Origin of the sequence: Minwuia sp. IMCC3060, assembly GCF_029909435.1 — a bacterium.
Classification (GTDB): Bacteria; Pseudomonadota; Alphaproteobacteria; order Minwuiales; family Minwuiaceae; genus Minwuia.
On the sequence record NZ_CP123782.1, the window covers coordinates 3,776,630 to 3,793,857 of the forward strand.

Annotated in this window: 13 protein-coding genes; 7 read left to right on the forward strand and 6 right to left on the reverse strand. The window is 65.7% G+C overall.

Annotation, left to right across the window (positions count from 1 at the left end; genetic code table 11):
• The first annotated feature begins 4 nt into the window (after positions 1-4).
• The 3 genes from sdhA (at position 5) to QGV54_RS17720 (ending at position 3,796) form a co-directional block, all read left to right on the forward strand.
• Positions 5-1,798 carry a succinate dehydrogenase flavoprotein subunit gene (sdhA, locus tag QGV54_RS17710; protein ID WP_281019319.1) on the forward strand — a complete coding sequence of 598 codons (1,794 nt, stop codon included), beginning with the start codon at positions 5-7 and terminating at the stop codon, positions 1,796-1,798.
• Between the two features lie 59 nt (positions 1,799-1,857).
• Positions 1,858-2,643, forward strand: coding sequence for a succinate dehydrogenase iron-sulfur subunit (locus QGV54_RS17715; protein WP_281019318.1), 786 nt, complete (start codon positions 1,858-1,860; stop codon positions 2,641-2,643).
• A 394-nt stretch (positions 2,644-3,037) separates the two neighbouring features.
• A complete protein-coding gene (locus QGV54_RS17720; RefSeq protein ID WP_281019317.1) occupies positions 3,038-3,796 on the forward strand; it encodes a LuxR C-terminal-related transcriptional regulator in 759 nt (252 codons plus the stop codon).
• A 100-nt stretch (positions 3,797-3,896) separates the two neighbouring features.
• On the opposite strand, the gene infC is transcribed toward QGV54_RS17720, so the two are convergent.
• The 4 genes from infC to QGV54_RS17740 form a co-directional block, all read right to left on the reverse strand.
• Positions 3,897-4,418 (reverse strand): translation initiation factor IF-3, encoded by a 522-nt coding sequence (gene infC, locus QGV54_RS17725; RefSeq protein ID WP_281019316.1) that lies wholly within the window; start codon positions 4,416-4,418, stop codon positions 3,897-3,899.
• Positions 4,419-4,522: 104 nt separating this feature from the next.
• A complete protein-coding gene (gene thrS, locus QGV54_RS17730; protein ID WP_281019315.1) occupies positions 4,523-6,469 on the reverse strand; it encodes a threonine--tRNA ligase in 1,947 nt (648 codons plus the stop codon).
• A 242-nt stretch (positions 6,470-6,711) separates the two neighbouring features.
• Positions 6,712-8,376: an acetolactate synthase large subunit gene (locus QGV54_RS17735; protein WP_281019314.1), complete on the reverse strand. Its 1,665-nt coding sequence runs from the start codon at positions 8,374-8,376 to the stop codon at positions 6,712-6,714.
• Positions 8,377-8,437: 61 nt separating this feature from the next.
• Positions 8,438-8,638: a DUF4169 family protein gene (locus QGV54_RS17740; RefSeq protein WP_281019313.1), complete on the reverse strand. Its 201-nt coding sequence runs from the start codon at positions 8,636-8,638 to the stop codon at positions 8,438-8,440.
• Positions 8,639-8,977: 339 nt separating this feature from the next.
• Between QGV54_RS17740 and QGV54_RS17745 the strand changes: the two genes are divergently transcribed.
• Entirely contained in the window at positions 8,978-12,253 is a 3,276-nt protein-coding gene (locus QGV54_RS17745; protein ID WP_281019312.1) for an AsmA family protein, read from the forward strand.
• A 152-nt stretch (positions 12,254-12,405) separates the two neighbouring features.
• On the opposite strand, the gene QGV54_RS17750 is transcribed toward QGV54_RS17745, so the two are convergent.
• Positions 12,406-13,170: a class II aldolase/adducin family protein gene (locus QGV54_RS17750; protein ID WP_281019311.1), complete on the reverse strand. Its 765-nt coding sequence runs from the start codon at positions 13,168-13,170 to the stop codon at positions 12,406-12,408.
• A 246-nt stretch (positions 13,171-13,416) separates the two neighbouring features.
• Here QGV54_RS17750 and QGV54_RS17755 point away from each other — a divergent pair, with 246 nt between their 5' ends.
• The 3 genes from QGV54_RS17755 (at position 13,417) to QGV54_RS17765 (ending at position 16,716) form a co-directional block, all read left to right on the forward strand.
• Positions 13,417-14,400 carry a zinc-dependent alcohol dehydrogenase family protein gene (locus tag QGV54_RS17755; protein ID WP_281019310.1) on the forward strand — a complete coding sequence of 328 codons (984 nt, stop codon included), beginning with the start codon at positions 13,417-13,419 and terminating at the stop codon, positions 14,398-14,400.
• 248 nt (positions 14,401-14,648) lie between these two features.
• Positions 14,649-15,452, forward strand: a complete 804-nt coding sequence (locus QGV54_RS17760; RefSeq protein WP_281019309.1) for a gamma-glutamyl-gamma-aminobutyrate hydrolase family protein — start codon at positions 14,649-14,651, stop codon at positions 15,450-15,452.
• A gap of 112 nt (positions 15,453-15,564) precedes the next feature.
• A complete protein-coding gene (locus tag QGV54_RS17765) occupies positions 15,565-16,716 on the forward strand; it encodes an acyl-CoA dehydrogenase family protein (RefSeq protein ID WP_281019308.1) in 1,152 nt (383 codons plus the stop codon).
• Positions 16,717-16,740: 24 nt separating this feature from the next.
• Here the strand turns inward: QGV54_RS17765 and QGV54_RS17770 are convergent, their stop codons facing one another.
• Positions 16,741-17,184, reverse strand: coding sequence for a copper chaperone PCu(A)C (locus QGV54_RS17770; RefSeq protein ID WP_281020002.1), 444 nt, complete (start codon positions 17,182-17,184; stop codon positions 16,741-16,743).
• Between the last annotated feature and the right edge of the window lie 44 nt (positions 17,185-17,228).

Sequence of the window (17,228 nt, forward strand, 5' to 3'; positions counted from 1 at the left end):
CACGATGTCAGATGCTTACGAGATTACAGAGCACAAGTTCGATGTGGTGGTGGTTGGTGCCGGCGGTGCCGGACTACGCGCCGCCATGGGCTGTGCGGAGGCCGGGCTGAACACGGCCTGCGTCACCAAGGTGTTCCCGACGCGGTCGCACACGGTTGCAGCGCAGGGCGGCATCTCCGCCTCGCTGGGCAACATGGGCCCCGACAACTGGCGCTGGCACATGTACGACACCGTCAAGGGGTCGGACTGGCTGGGTGACCAGGACGCCATCGAGTACATGGTGCGCGATGCCGTCAACGCGGTGCTGGAACTGGAGCACTTCGGTGTGCCCTTCAGCCGTACCGACGAGGGGCGGATATACCAGCGCGCCTTCGGCGGCATGACCACGGAGTTCGGTGAGGGCCCGGCCGCGCAGCGGACCTGTGCCGCCGCCGACCGTACCGGTCACGCCATGCTGCACACGCTCTATGGCCAGTCGCTGAAGAACGACACGCATTTCTTCATCGAGTATTTCGCCATCGACCTGATCATGGACGAGGAAGGCGCCTGCACCGGCGTGCTCTGCTGGGACCTGTCCGACGGCTCCCTGCACCTGTTCCGGGCGCAGATGGTCATCCTGGCCACCGGCGGCTATGGCCGCGCCTACTTCTCCTGCACCTCGGCCCATACCTGCACCGGCGACGGTGGCGGCATGGTGCTGCGCGCGGGCCTGCCGCTGCAGGATCTGGAGTTCGTGCAGTTCCATCCCACCGGCATCTACGGTGCGGGCTGCCTGATCACCGAGGGCGTCCGTGGCGAGGGCGGCTATCTGGTCAATTCGGAGGGTGAGCGCTTCATGGAGCGCTATGCCCCCTCCGCCAAGGACTTGGCCAGCCGTGACGTCGTCTCCCGCGCCATGACCATGGAGATCCGGGAGGGCCGTGGCGTCGGCAAGGACGGCGACCACATCTTCCTGCACCTGGATCACCTGGACAAGGACATCATCGCCGAGCGCCTGCCGGGCATCTCGGAATCGGCGCACATCTTCGCCGGTGTCGATGTGAACAAGGAACCGATCCCCGTGCTGCCGACCGTGCACTACAACATGGGCGGTATCCAGACGAACTACAAAGGCGAGGTGCTGACGCTGCGTGACGGTGATCCGGACGCGGTGGTGCCGGGCCTGATGGCCGCCGGCGAGGCTGCCTGCGTCTCAGTCCATGGTGCCAACCGGCTCGGCTCCAACTCCCTGATCGATCTGGTGGTGTTCGGGCGGGCCTGTGCCAAGCGCTGCTCGGAGATCCTGGAACCTGGTGCCCAGCACAAGGACACCAACAAGGAATCGCTCAACAAGGCGCTGGACCGCTTCGACAGGATGCGCCACGCCAAGGGCGACATGCCGACGTCCCGCATCCGCAACAACATGCAGCGCGTGATGCAGAACAACTGCGCCGTCTTCCGCACCTCCGAGGTGCTGGCGGAGGGCAAGGGGCTGATCGACGAGGTCTATACCCAGATGCCGTCGATCGGCGTTCAGGACCGCAGCCTGGTCTGGAACTCCGACCTGGTGGAGGCGCTGGAACTCGACAACCTGATCCGTCAGGCGGTCGTGACCATGCATTCCGCCGAGAACCGCAAGGAGAGCCGCGGCGCCCACGCGCACGAGGACTTCTCCGACCGCGACGACGAGAACTGGATGAAGCATACGCTGAGCTGGTTCGATGAGGACGGCAAGGTCACCATCGACTACCGCCCGGTGCACACCTACACCCTCTCCAACGAGATGGAGTATGTGAAGCCGAAGGCGCGCGTTTACTGATCGAGCACCGGAATTCCCGGGCCGGATAGTTTCTCCGGCCCCGGATTGGGGGACACGACATGGTCGAATTCAATCTACCGGCTAATTCCCGGATCAAGTCCAACGGCAAGACCTGGCCGAAGGTCGGGGACGGCAGCAACACGAAGAAGTTCAAGATCTACCGCTATGACCCGGACTCGGGCGAGAATCCCCGGGTCGATACCTATGAGGTCGATCTCGACGACTGCGGCCCGATGATCCTGGACGCACTGATCCGCATCAAGGACGAGGTCGATCCGACCCTGACCTTCCGCCGCTCCTGCCGGGAGGGGATCTGCGGTTCCTGTGCCATGAACATCGACGGCACCAACACCCTGGCCTGCACCAAGGGCATCCAGGAGGTGAAGGGAGATGTGAAGATCTATCCCCTGCCGCATCTGGAGGTGATCAAGGATCTGGTCGGCGACCTGACCCATTTCTACGCCCAGTATGCCTCCATCGAGCCCTGGATGCAGACCAAGACGCCGGCCCCGCCGGATCGGGAGCGGCTGCAGGATCGCGATGACCGCGTGAAGATCGACGGCCTGTACGAGTGCATCCTGTGCGCCTGCTGCGCCACGTCCTGCCCCAGCTACTGGTGGAACGGCGACCGCTATCTCGGCCCCGCCGTGCTGTTGCAGGCCTATCGCTGGGTCATCGACAGCCGCGACGAGGCAACGGGCGACCGGCTGGACAAGCTGGAAGATCCGTTCAAGCTCTATCGCTGCCACACCATCATGAACTGCGCCAGGACCTGTCCGAAGGGCCTGAATCCCGGCCGGGCCATCGCGGAACTGAAGAAGATGATGGTGGAGCGCAAGCTCTGAGCGCTGTGGCCCCCTGACGGGCCGCCCCGCGTTTCGATATCCACGCTGAACGGCGCATCCGGATCCTCCCGGATGCGCCGTTCCTCGTTCCGGCCCTCTCTTGGCTGCATGTGTCACCAGCCACCCCAAGACTCACGCCGTACCCGGGCTTGACCCGGGTACCCGGCAGTGCCGCACAGACCTCTGAGACCGGGCTCTCGGGTCAAGCCCGAGAGCGACGTGGTGTTGTGGAGGTATCGTAGCATCTGCGCCATCCCCCCACTGACGCCGCCGCCGGACTTGATCCGGCGGCCCACCAGCCCCGCCACCCCACCGAAACGCTGACACCTGACCGTTCGGACAGGTACAGTTCCGGCTCCGGCTGCATCAGGATGGGACTGACGGAGGGAACCGGATGACAGGACAGGGACCGGATCTGGAGTTCGAGCGCCAGATGGCCGATGCCATCTCGCTGGATGACCTGGGCGACGCGCTGGAATATCGCGTGCGGGCCATGGGCTACGCGGGATTCGTCTATTACACCCACAGGCGCATGCCACTGGACGAGGTCGCGGCGGGGGAGGCCTTCGTCCTGTCCCGCGGCCCGGCGTTCCTGAAGGCGTTCGAGGCGATCTACTACAGCCGCCGCATGTTCCGTTTCGATCCGATGCTGCAACTGGTGTCGGAACGGCATGCCCCCTTCACCACCCTGGCCGAGCGCTCACAGATGGCGCTGACCCGGCGGCAGCGCTGGATCTGGGCACTGGAGAAGCGGTTCGGCATCAAGTACGATCTGTTCATCCCCATGAACACGCCGCTCAGGACCCAGGCGCTCTATCTGTTCATGCTGGGCGATCCGGCGGGGGCGGCGGAGACCATTGAGGCGACCACCGACGAGTTGCACCGGCTGGCGCTGCGCTTCACGGTCAGCATCGCCGACTATCTGGTGCTGGGCGGGGAGAACGAACTGGCGGACATGGTCTTCTCCCGCCGGGAACAGGAATGCCTGCTCTGGATGTCGAAGGGCCGCAGCAATGCGGAGATCGGCGAGATCCTGGGGATCAGCGAGCGCACGGTGAAGTTTCACGTCGCCAACCTGATGAAGAAACTCAACGCCGCCAACCGCACCGAAGCCATCGCCATCGCCGCCCGCTCCGGCTGGCTGACGAACTGACCCTGCGGGAACGGACAAAGGACCACCCCGCACGCTTCTGCTCCTCCCCCATCAGGGGGAGGACAGGAGTTGGTGGTGGTTTTCGGCAGGGCCGGGGGGATCAGCGGGGTGCGATCACCATGACCATCTGGCGGCCTTCGGTCTTGGGGTGCTGCTCGACCTTGGCGGTTTCCTTCATCTCTTCCTGCACGCGGATCATCACGTCCAGGCCGAGATTCTGATGCGCCATCTCGCGGCCACGGAACCGCATGGTCACCTTGACCTTGTCGCCTTCTTCAATGAATTCCACGACCTTCTTCATCTTGGTCTCGTAGTCGTGGTCATCGATGTTCGGGCGCATCTTGATTTCCTTCACCTCCTGCGTCTTCTGCTTCTTGCGGGCGGCGTTGGCTTTCTTCTGCGCTTCATACTTGAACTTGCCGAGGTCCATCAGCTTGCAGACCGGCGGGCGCATGTTCGGGGAAACCTCGACAAGGTCCAGTCCGATGGTGCGCGCAGCCTTCAGCGCGTCGACCGTCGCGACGACCCCGTGATTGTTCCCCTCGTGATCGATCAGGCGGATTTCCCGGACTTCGATACGTTCGTTGGCGCGCGGTCCGTCCCGGACGGGCGCGGCATTCATTGGCGGACGGGCTATGGGTTTCCCCTTTCAGTCAGTGATCAACAGGTTACAGGTCGGAAGGTGGCTTCGGGCCGAATAGAGCACGGCCCGAGGCAACGCGGCAGTTATACCATACTGCCGGGCATTACCGCCTCCTCCTTAAGGATAGCAAGCGCGTCTTCAAGGGCAAGAACTTGTTGGCGCTTGTCGCCAAGTCGGCGGACGGACACGGTGCCCTGCTCCGCCTCGTTCTTGCCCACCACCAGCATGACCGGCACCTTGGCGAGACTGTGCTCCCGGACCTTGTAGTTGATCTTCTCGTTCCGCAGATCGCTTTCAACCCTGAGACCGGCCTTCTTCGCGGCGGCCACGACTTCGGCCGCATAGACGTCCGCGTCCTGGGTGATCGTCGCGACCATGGCCTGCACCGGTGAGAGCCAGAGCGGGAACTTGCCGGCGAAATTCTCGATCAGGATTCCGGCAAAGCGCTCGAACGAGCCCAGGATGGCCCGGTGCAGCATGACCGGGCGATGGCGCTCGCCATCCTCCCCGATGTAACTGGCATCCAGCCGCTCCGGCAGCACGAAATCCACCTGCAGCGTGCCGCACTGCCAGTCGCGACCGATGGCATCCCGCAGCACGAACTCCAGCTTCGGACCATAGAAGGCGCCTTCGCCGGGGTTCATCTCGTAGGGCAGGCCCACTTCCTCGATGGCTTCGCGCAGCGCCGCCTCCGCCTTGTCCCAGGTCTCGTCGGACCCGGCACGCACCGGTGGCCGGTCGGAGAATTTCACCCGCACGTCCTCGAACCCGAAGTCCCTGTAGATCGTGGTCAGCAGGTCGCAGAAGATCGCGCTCTCGCTGTTGATCTGGTCCTCGGCGCAGAAGATGTGGGCGTCATCCTGGGTGAAGTTGCGCACCCGCATCAGGCCATGCAGAGCCCCCGACGGCTCATAGCGGTGGCAGCAGCCGAATTCCGCCATGCGCATCGGCAGGTCGCGATAGCTCTTCAGCCCCTGGCGGAAGATCTGCACGTGGCCCGGGCAGTTCATGGGCTTCAGCGCATAGTTCCGCTCGTCCGCGTCGGAGGTGAACATGTGCTCGCGGAACTTCTCCCAGTGGCCGGAGGCCTCCCAGAGTTTCCTGTCGACAAGCTGCGGAGTCTTCACTTCCCGATAGCCGGCCGCATCCAGCCGCTGACGCATGTAGCGTTCCAGCGCCAGATAGAAGGTCCAGCCCTTCGGGTGCCAGAAGGCCATGCCCGGCGCTTCCTCCTGCATGTGGAACAGCGACATCTCGCGTCCCAGGCGGCGGTGATCGCGCTTCTCCGCCTCCTCCAGCATGGTGAGGTAGGCCTTCAGCTCCTTGTCCGTGCGCCAGCAGGTGCCATAGACCCGCTGCAGCATCGGGTTGCGGGAATCGCCGCGCCAGTAGGCCCCGGCCAGCTTGGTCAGCTTGAAGGCATGACCCAGCCGCGCGGTGGAGGCCAGATGCGGGCCGATGCAGAGGTCCATCCAGTCGCCCTGGGCATAGATGGAGATCGGCTCGTCCTCCGGCAGATCCTCGATGATCTCCGCCTTGTAGTGCTCGCCCTGGTCGCGGAAGTGGCGAATGGCGTCGTCGCGCGCCCAGACCGAGCGCTCGATGGGCAGGTCGCGGTCCACGATCTCGTGCATCCGCTGCTCCATCGCCTCGACGTCTTCCGGCGTGAAGGGCTCGTCGCGGGCAAAGTCGTAGTAGAAGCCGTTCTCGATCGACGGACCGATGGTGACCTGGGTGTCGGGGAACAGTTCCTGCGCCGCCTGCGCCAGCACATGCGCCGCGTCGTGGCGCAGCAGGGGCAGCACCACGTCGTCGGGCGACTTCGCGGTCACGATCTCGATCTGCGCATCCTGCTCGATGGGTCGCTTCAGGTCGCGCAGCTCACCGTCGATCTTCACCGCCAGCGCGGCCTTGGCCAGGCCCGGACCGATGGCTGCCGCCACATCCAGACCGGTCGGCGTCCGCTCGAACGTCAGGGCATTGCCGTCGGGCAAGGTGACGTTGATCGCGGCCTGGGCCTGGGTGGTCATCGGCTCTCTCCTTCAGTCAAAGAGCGGTTCGGAGTTACCTGCGCTCTTTTAGAGTGGAGCCGTGAAAGGTCAAGCGAACAGCGGGAAGACGCAGGTGAATTGCGTCAATCGCCGCTGCCCGGACACACATGGCGCGCCAGGAAAGAAGCAGAAAAAACCGGCCGCGACAGAGGTCGCGACCGGCTCTTCATTCCTGTCGTGCAGGGGGCAATGCCAGCGGCACCGCCCCGACACGTGCCGGATCAGATGACGGCGTCGATCTCGCCCAGACGCTTGGTCATCTTCACGTTCTCGGCGTAGTCGATCGGCAGGGCGATCAGCGCCGGACCATCCTGCTGGAAGGCTTCTTCCAGGGCAGGCTTGAGTTCGGCGGCCGACGTCAGGTTACGGCCCCAGATGCCGAAGCTCTTCGCCATCATGGCGAAGTCCGGATTGGTGAACTTCAGCTCCGAATGCTTGCCGTCGAACTGGTTCTGCTGCTTCCACTTGATCAGGCCGTACTCGCTGTCGCACCAGACCATCCAGACCACGTTCAGCTTCAGCCGGGCCGCGGTTTCGATGTCCTGCACGTTCATCATGAAGCCGGCATCGCCGTTGATCGCCAGCACCCGGCTTTCGGGCTTGGCGAACTTGGCGCCGATGGAGCCCGGCATGGCAAAGCCCATGGTGCAGAAGCCGTTGGAGATCAGGCAGGTGTTCGGCGTATCGCACTGGTAGTAGCGGCTGATCCACATCTTGTGGGCACCCACGTCGGACAGCAGGATGTCTTCCTCGCCCATCACCTCACGCACGTCCCAGAGAACCTTCTGCGGCTTCATCGGGAAGGCGTCGGAGTCCTTCTCCATGGCGAAGTCGTCCAGGATGCGCTGGCGCAGCGGCTGCACCTTGGCAATGTCGAACGGCGGCTTGGAAACGCCCCGGTCATCCAGTTCCTTGTTCACCTGCCAGAGGGCATCGGCGATGTCGCCCTGCACGTCGACGGTGGCGTCATAGTCGGTGTCGACCTCCGCCGGCCAGAAGTCGATATGCACGATCTTCTTGCCCTTGGTCTTGTTCCAGTGGCTCGGGCTGTATTCGACCAGGTCATAGCCGACCGAGATGATGGTGTCGCAGGCATCAATGGCGACGTTCGCATGGTCCTTGCCCTGCAGGCCCATGGTGAACAGGCAGTACTCGGACGAACGCGGCACCGCGCCCTTGCCCATGAAGGTATTGATCACACCGATGCCCAGCTTCTCCGCCATGATGGCGAGCTGCGCCGCGGCGCGCTTCCGGATGGCGCCGTTGCCGGCCAGGATCATCGGGTTCTTCGCCGCCAGGATGACGTCGACGGCTTCCTTGATCGCCTTGTGGTCGGCACCCGGACGGCGGGTCCGCACCGGCTTCATCGGCTTGGCGGCGGCTTCCGGCACATCGTTCTTGGCCAGATCCTCGGGCAGCTCGATCAGCACCGCACCCGGCTTCTCCTGCTCGGCGACCTTGAACGCCTTGCGCACGATCTCGGGGATCGCACCGGCGTTGGACACGGTCTGCGCCCACTTGGTGATCGGACGGAACATGGCGATGGAGTCCATGTTCTGGTGGCTTTCCTTGTGCAGGCGGTAGGTACCGGCCTGGCCAATGATGCCAACCAGCGGCGCACGGTCCATGTTGGCATCGGCAATACCGGTGACCAGGTTGGTCGCGCCCGGGCCCAGCGTGGCAAGGCAGACACCCGCCTTGCCCGTCAGGCGGCCATAGACGTCGGCCATGAAGGCCGCGGCCTGCTCATGCCGACACAGGATGAAATCGATCTTGCTGTCGAGCAGCGAGATCATGGTGTCCGCGTTTTCCTCACCCGGCACACCGAAGATGCGCTCGACACCCTCTTCTTCCAGACAGCGTACAAAAAGATCCGAAGCTTTCATTGTTCAACCCTCCAATGCGGCATCCCGTACCGCGAAACCCCAAGACCCGGAACGGGCAAGGTCATCCCCCGTCCTGTTCCGTTTCCCCTTTCGCCAGTTGCTTGCCGTCCAGCAAGTCCTGACGCCTGTTGCTTTCGGTTTCCTGACGCCGCCGCTCGGCATCCGTTCGTCCGAAAAGTACCCTGTTCTCCGCAGCCCGCACGGCCTTGGCCTTGCGGTCACGGTTCTTTCTCTCTCGACGGAGATTGATCAGCTCTGCCATGGCTCCACTCCCTGTGACCGTTCCGGCCTGGGTTCGATGCAGATCCACTCGGCACCGGACCAGACCCGTGGTCCGGGCATCGATGCGTTGAAACACACGTTACGCGCAGTCTGAATGCCAACCCCCTGTCATTCAGAAAAAAGCTTAGCTGAAAGTCCCGTTGACGCAAGGTCTGCAACCGGCATGGTGTCGGTCATCACCATCAATGGCGCGTCGGGGAGACAAGGTCTCCGGTGCCGAGAGGAACAGGAGCGGACTGGCTGAATGGCGTACGGAAGCGACCGGGTGGTCGGCAACAGGGTGAAACAGGCATGAGGCACCGGTCATGAGTCACCGGGCATGAGAGGTCTGATCGCCGCGCTTGCCGGGCTTGCCGTGCTGGTTGTTGCCGGCCTTTTCGCCGCGCCCTTCCTGATCGATGCGGAAAGCCATCGCGACACGATTGCCCGGCAGGCCCGCGCCCTGCTGGGACAGCCCGTGACGCTGGACGGCCCCATCGGGTTCCGCCTGCTGCCCACCCCGCGGTTGCGGGCTGAGGCTGTGGCCGTGCAGGCGGTGGAGTCCGACCTGCCGCCGGTGCTGCTGGCCCGCGCCGTCGATATCCGCCTGTCGATCTCCAGCCTGCTGCTGGGCGATGTGGTGGCGAACCGGGTCACCCTGATCCGTCCGCAGCTCAATCTGGTGACCCTGGCGAACGGGCGGCGCAATCATGCGGGGATCGGGCATCTGACCGACATGCTGGGCCAGCCGGGGGGCGAAGGCGCCGTTGGTGCCGCCGCCGATGCACCGATCCGGCACGTGGATTTCGTCGATGGGCTGATCGACCTGAAGAACGCCAGGACCGGTGTCGATGTCACCCTGACGGAAATGGCCGGGACGCTGGAGGCGGAACGGGAGGGCAGACCGCCAACCCTGCGCATGGCCGGGCGCATGGTCGGGCTGCCGCTGGCGGTGGAGGTCAATGCGACCGCCCCGGCCAGCGGCACCCGCCTGTCGGTGGTGCTGAACGATGAAACCGGCGGCACGGCGACATTCCGGGGGAAGGTCACGCCCGAGGCACCGGGGCGGATGCGCGGATCCCTGACGGCAGAAACACCGGACCTGCTCGCCAGCCTGCGCCTGCTCGGCATCGACCTGACCGATGACCGGATTCCCGATCCCGTGCCGGGCAACATCATTGGCGACATGACCTTCACCGACGAAGGCGCGGTGATGGAGAAGATGACCTTCGACATCGCGGGGATCGAGGGCCGGGGCCGGGTCACCGCCACCCTGCCCACCGGGCCGGGCGCAGGGGATGCGCCGGTCCTGGATATCAGCATCGGGTTCGAGCAACTGAACGGCGATGACCTGCTGCGCCGCGCCAGGCCCCTGCTGTCCGGTGACGGCCCCCCCGGGCCGACCCTGCCGACCGGGATCACGGCGGCGCTGCGCCTGGATGTGGGCGTGGTCTCGCTCGGCGGCAGCCAGCTGCGCCAGCTCGCCTTTGACGCGGCCCTGTCACGGGGGGACCTGACGATCGGCCGGCTCAGCACGCTGCTGCCGGGCGGGTCCGATCTCGCCTTCACCGGCAAGCTGCGGACCCCGACCGGGCACCCGCGCCTGGACGGCACCCTGGAAGCCGCGACCGACAACCTGCGCGCGCTGCTGGACTGGAGCGGGCTGACGGTCACGGACCGGGCGGCGGACCGGCTGCGCAACGCCAGCATCACCGCCACCATCAGCGCCACCGACGACGTGATACAGGCCTATGGGCTGGACATGCGGCTGGACCGGTCGCGGGTCAGTGGCGGATTCGCCGTGGCGGTGCGCGATCGCCCCTCCTTCAGTCTCGACCTGCGCGTCGACCAGCTCAACGCCGATGCCTACCTGCAGGCGCTGGGACTGGACGGGCATGTGCGCCGCATCAGCGGCGTCGATGGGCCGCCGGATGTGAGCTTCCTCAGCGGCCTGGATACCAACAGCAGGCTTGCCGTGGATCAGCTCTGGCTGAACGGGCGCACCTACAGCGACCTCACGCTGGACGCCAGCCTGATCGGCGGCCAGCTTTCCCTCAACGGCCTGCAGCTCTACCTGCCCGGCGGGGCACGCCTGACGCTGGACGGGTCGCTGGACAATCCGGAGGACCCCCGGTTTGCCCTCAACGGGACGGGCTCGGGCGATGACCTGCGCGCGGTGCTGCTGGCCTTCGGCCTGCCGCTGGACAGTGTCGCCGCGCGGTTCGGGGCATTCGAGACCGGGTTCAGCCTGGAGGGTTCCCTTGACGCCGTGCAACTGACCAGCCGGATCGAGCTTTCCGCTGCCCGGCTGTCGGTAGAGGGCGGCGCGACCGGCTGGCTGACCGATCCGCGCTTCGACCTGACGGTGGCGGTGGACAACGCGCGGCTGCTGTCGGGGCTGGATCTGCTGTTCCCCGACCTGCGCTGGCCCGACCATCTGGACGACACGATGGTCGCCGACCTGCGGCTCGACGGTACGGTCGCCGACTATCGCCTGCTGGGTCATGTCGATGCCCTGTCGGCCCGGATGGAACTGGACGGCAGCATCAGCGGGCCGCCGGAACAGCGGCGCTTCCGGGGGGGCGTGGCGCTGCGGCACCAGAATCTCTCGGCACTGGCCGTGGCCCTGTTTCCTGACCTGTCACCGACCGTGGCCAACACCGGGCCGGTGGAAGTACTGGGCACCCTGACGATCACGCCGGGAGGGCTGGAGATCAGCGGCATGGACCTCGGGTCCGCACCGCTCAACCTGCGGGGCGACCTGCGCTGGGACAGCGGGGCGCAGCGGCTGACCGGCGCAGTGGCGGCGGGCAGCATCGCACTCGACCCCCTGTTGCCGGCGGCCGACAGTGGCGCCGCCCTGGCCGCGCTGCAGTCCGATACGGCAAGGCGCTGGTCGCGGGCGCCGCTCGACCTGCTCTGGATGACACGCATGCAGGGCGCGATGGACCTGCGGCTGGACCGGCTGGAAGTACGTGGCCTGATCCTGCACGATCTCGCCGCATCGGCCAGCCTGGAGGCCGGGTCGCTGGCGCTCTCCGATCTGAGGGCGCGGATGGCGGATGGCGATGTGCGGGGCACGCTGCGCCTGACCGGCGGCACCCGACCGGAACTGGACCTGGACCTCACCTGGCGGGATGCCGATGTCGGTGCGCTGATCACCCTGGCCACGGCGACCAGCGTGATTGCCGGGCGCGGGGACCTGGATCTCGACCTGCGTGCCCGTGGTGTCGCGCCCTTCGACATGGTCCGGGCGGCGGAGGGAGACGTGCACCTTGCGATGCAGCCGACCGTGGTTCAGGGCATCGATGTTCCGGCGTGGCTGCAGGTCACGAGCGCCGACGCTTCCGAGGCGGCCCTGCGCGGCGGCCGGACCGAACTCGCCGGGTTCCGCTCCGGCCTGAACATACGGGCAGGCATCATCTCACCCGTCGCGCCGATCAGCATCGCGGCAGGCGCGGCACGCACCACCTGGCGCGGCAATGCCGACATCGCCGACTGGACGCTGGATCTGGAGGCCCTGCTGGAGACGCCCGAGGCCAGCGACCGGGGGACGGTCCTGTCATTCACGGGTCCGCTGAATCAGCCACGGCTGCGGATTGCGCCGCAGCCGTGATGCATCCGTCTGGCGTCGGAGTGGTTTGCTGACCGCTCCCGGTCTATCGGTTGACCGTTCCGCCCCTCTCCCCCTCCCGGCCACCCACGCAAGTATCCTGAAATGGGTGGCCGGGAGGGGGAGAGGGGCGGAACGGTCCCCGAACGACTACATCAGTCGCGGAAGCTCGGGTCGATGCGGTCCAGCTTGCGCAGCAGGCCGGGCCAGTCGCGATGGCCAAGGGGTGAAAACTTCTCGAACTGCTTTGCGGTGTGCTCGCAGACTTCCTCGCTCGGCAGTTCCAGTTCGACACCACCGGACAGGGCATCGATCTGCGACTGGCAGGCCTTCTCCAGATAGGCCAGCACGTTGAACGCCTCCGGCACCGTCTCGCCCACGGACAGCAGACCGTGGTTGCGCAGGATCATGGCCTTGTTGGTACCCAGGTGGCTGATCAGGCGGTCCCGCTCCGAATGGTCCAGCGCCACGCCCTCGTAGGGGTGATACGACAGACGCTTGTAGAAGCGCAGGGCCGTCTGGTTCAGCGGCAGCAGGCCGTCCTTCTGCGCCGAGATCGCCATGCCGGCACGGGTGTGGGTATGGGCGACGGAGAACACGTCGGGACGACCGGACAGCACGGCGGAATGAATGGTGTAACCGGCCGGGTTGGCCCCGAAGTCACCCTGCATCAGCACATTGCCGTCATAGTCCAGCTTGATCAGGCTGGAGGCGGTGATCTCGTCGAAGAAAAGGCCATGCGGGTTCAGCAGGAAGGCATCTTCTCCCGGCACGCGGGCGGAGATGTGGGTGGCGGTCAGGTCATCCCAGCCGTTCAGGGCCACCAGGCGATAGAATGCGGCCAGGTCGACACGGACCGCCCATTCCTCTTCTGAGACCTTGTTGCGGACTGACTTCACGATTGGTGCGGTATCCGGCATCATTTCCTCCCGGTTTCGCTGAGTTTCCTGATGTTCCGCCGATCATCGCCGACGGTCGTTTGCCCCCTGGACCGGGGCCATTTCCTGCAAACTGACGCAAGGAAAGCCCACACACAAGTACAGATGCTGCACGGTGACCCTTCGCCTGCCGCAATCCCGGGCCCGGAGAACACATGCACCGGCGCGATTCCCTCCGGCGCCGCCCTGCTGTATCGTCACCCGATCAATCCGGGGAGGGGTTTCATCATGAAGGTCATGCAGTTCTCGCGCTTTGGCGTGCCGCACGAGGTTGTCGAGCTTGTCGAGGTCGATGCGCCGGGTGCGCCGGGACCGGGCCGGGTCAATGTCCAGGTGCTGGCCAGCCCGATCAATCCGGCCGACCTGCTGAACATGGAAGGCCGCTATGGCGCCGAGCTGCCGACCCTGCCGATGACGCAGGGGGCGGAGGGTGTCGGTCGTGTCACGGCAGTGGGCGAAGGCGTCGACAATGTGAAGGTCGGTGATCTGGTGACGCCACCGGCGCGCGGACTCTGGCGGGAGCAGGTGCAGGGTCCGGCGCGGGGGCTGGTGCCGCTGCCGGCGGAGGCCGACATGCTGCAGCTCGCCATGCTGCGCGCCAACCCGGCCACCGCCTGGCTGATGCTGACGAAATACGTGACGCTGGAGGCCGGGGACTACGTGATCCAGAACGCCGCCAACTCCGCCGTGGGCCGCCATCTGATCCGGCTGGCGCGGGCGTCCGGCTGGAAGTCGGTCAATGTCGTGCGGCGGCCCGAGCTGGTGGCGGAACTGACCGAACTGGGTGCCGACGTGGTGCTGGTGGACGGCCCGGATCTGGCTGACCGGGTGGCAGAGGCAACCGGCGGCAACCTGCCGAAGCTGGCCATCGATGCCATCGGCGGCAGCGCGGTGCAGCGGCTGGCACAGGCCACCGCCGACAAGGGTACCGTGGTCAACTATGGCCTGCTGTCGGGCGATCCGCTGATGATCGACGCGCGGGAGACCGTGTTCCGCGACATCACCGTGCGCGGCTTCTGGCTGGCCCCCTGGTTCGCAGAGGCGACCCCGCAGGAGATCGGCGAAACCTACCGCTTCCTGTCGGAGAAGGTCGCAAGCGGCGACCTGTTCGTGCCGGTGGAAGCCACCTACGACCTCAGCAAGGTCGCCGACGCCCTGCGCCACGCCGCGAAGGAAGGCCGCGACGGCAAGATCATCATCACGATGGAATAGGTTGCGCCGACCCCGCGTCTGAATCGTTTGCTGACCCCGGCCAGCCCTGTCCCGGATTCTCCGTGGACCGTGCCAGCCCACTCCCCCTCCCGACCACCCATAAGGATAATCCCGTGGGTGGTCGGGAGGGGGAGTGGGCTGGCCGGGGACCGCAAACAATTCCCGAGAGGGCAGGCCGGGGACCACGAATGAATCGCTACCGCACCGAAGCATCTTGCGCTTGATTGCTGCACGCGCGAACATTGCGCATGCCTGACAAGGAACAGCCTCCCGCTTCGTCACCCGACACGGTCCTGCTGGTCGTGCATCAGCGCCATTCCGACCCCGGTCGGGTCGGCCTGCGCCTGCGCACCATGGGCTATCGCGTCGACATCTGCCGTCATGCCTGCGGCGAGCCGCTGCCGGAGAACCTCGACCGTTACGCCGGGGTCGCGGTCTTCGGCGGGCCGATGAGTGCCAACGACGTGCACGAGGACTACATCCGCAACGAGATCGACTGGATTCCAAAGGTGGTGGAGAGCGGCACGCCGTTCCTCGGCATCTGCCTGGGTGCCCAGTTGCTGGCCCGCGCGGCGGGCGGCACGGTCGCCGAGCATCCGGAGGGACGGGTGGAGATCGGCTATTACCCCGTGCGCGCGACCGAGGCGGGAAAGGCGTTCTTTCCCGACGAGATGCGGATCTTCCAGTGGCATCGCGAAGGTTTCACGACCCCGGAAAGCGGCACCCTGCTGGCCACCGGCGACTGCTTTCCGGAGCAGGCCTTCGCCATGAACGGCAACGCCCTGGCGATCCAGTTTCATCCGGAGGTGACGGAGCAGATGAACCGGCGCTGGCTGATCGGCGGCGCCGCCCGGCTGGTCTGTCCCGGTGCGCAGCAGCCGGACGAGCACATGGCAGGCCGCCGCCAGCACGATCCGCATGTGGATGGCTGGGTGGATGGATTCCTGCGCGGCTGGCTCGCCCTGGACCGGCGCGACCCGGATCAGCTTTCGGGGCATGACCATGAACGGAACGGGATCGCAGGCGATGCAACAGCGGCCGCAGGTGCCTGAAACTTGACTCTGTTTACCGGAACAGACGCGAACAAAGTCGGATAATCCGGACACTGAAAACGAATCGATTCGCGGGCCCGCGAATCTTGCGGGTCGGGGAGGGCCCCAGCAGATGATCTTTCGTGATCCTTCACAGATGACCGAGGAACTGGGGATGCTGCGCGATACCGTGCAGCGCTTCGTGGCGGAGGCCGTGACACCGCATGGTGACGCGTGGGAGGCGGAGGGCCGCAGCCCGAAATCGGTGCTGAAACAGATGGGCGATCTCGGCCTGCTGGGCGTGCGCTACCCGGAAAGCTACGGGGGCTCCGCCCTGGACACGCGGGCCACGGTGACCCTGCATGAGGAACTGGGCCGCGCCACCTTCGGCGGCTTCAACGCCATGGTGGCGGTGCATACCGACATGGCCTCCCCGCACCTGGCCCGCTATGGCACCGATGAGCAGAAGGACCGGCTGATGCCCGGTATCGTTTCCGGTGACATCCTGACGGCGGTTGCCGTGACCGAGCCCGGCGCCGGATCGGACGTGGCCGGCATCACGACAAAGGCGGTGCGCGACGGCAACGGTTGGCGGCTGAACGGATCGAAGGTGTTCATCACCAACGGGGCCACGGCGGATGTGCTGTTCGTCGGGGCCAAGACCGATACCGACGTCAAGGGCAGCCGCGGCATCTCCATATTCATCGTGCCGCGCGACACGCCGGGTTTCAGCGTGGCCCGCACCCTGGACAAGACCGGCTGGCGGTCGTCAGACACGGCGGAACTGGTATTCGAGGACGCGTATCTGCCCGCTGACGCCCTGCTGGGGGAGGAGAACCGCGGTTTCTACGCCATCATGGACAATTTCCAGAACGAGCGGCTGACCCTAGGCGCCATGGCCGTCGGCATGGCCATGGCCGGGATCGAGCTGACGCTGGACTGGGTGAAACAGCGTCAGGCCTTCAGCAAGACCCTCTGGGACATCGGCGCGATCCGCCAGCGCCTGTCCATGGCGGCGGCGGAGGTTGAGGCATCGCGCCAGTTGCTCTGGCATGCCGCCTGGCTGGATTCACAGGGTCAGGACTGCGTGCGCGAGGTCTCCATGGTCAAGGCCCTGACCGGGGAAATGGTGAACAAGGTGCTCTACGACTGCACCCAGTTCTTCGGCGGCATGGGTTTCATGCGGGAGAACCCGGTGGAACGCCTCTATCGCGACGCCCGCGTCATGTCGATCGGGGGCGGCGCGACAGAGGTCATGCTGGAGGAAGTGGCGAAGCGGCTCTAGCCGGTCCGTGCGGTCGACCGGGCGTCAGTCGCGCGTTTCGACCACGAACTCGATCGGCACACGCCCGGCATCGCGGAAGATCAGCACCAGATCATGGGAATAGTCTGCCTGCAGCCCTGCCTTCAGGCCCATCAGCATGATGTGGTCGCCGCCCGGCTGCAGCTTTGCCTCGCCGCCCGCGGGGATCGCAATCTGTTCCACCGGGCGCATCATCATGCGCCCGTTCTCGTGGATGTGGGTATGCAGTTCCGCCCGTGCGGCGTCCCCTGATTCAACACCCAGCAGCGCGTCATCCTTCGCACCGTCATTGCGCAGGGTGACGAAGACCGCCCCGGCGCGCGCCGCACCGATGGTGGCGTAGGCGTAGGGGTGAAGGATGCTCAGATCACCCTTCTGGTATTCATGTGCCGATGCGTTCTGCAGTCCCAGGCCGAGCAGGATCGCCAGCATGGGAATGATGCGTGTCATGTGTCTGTACATCGTGTCTTTCCTTTGTTTCCGGATTTGCCACG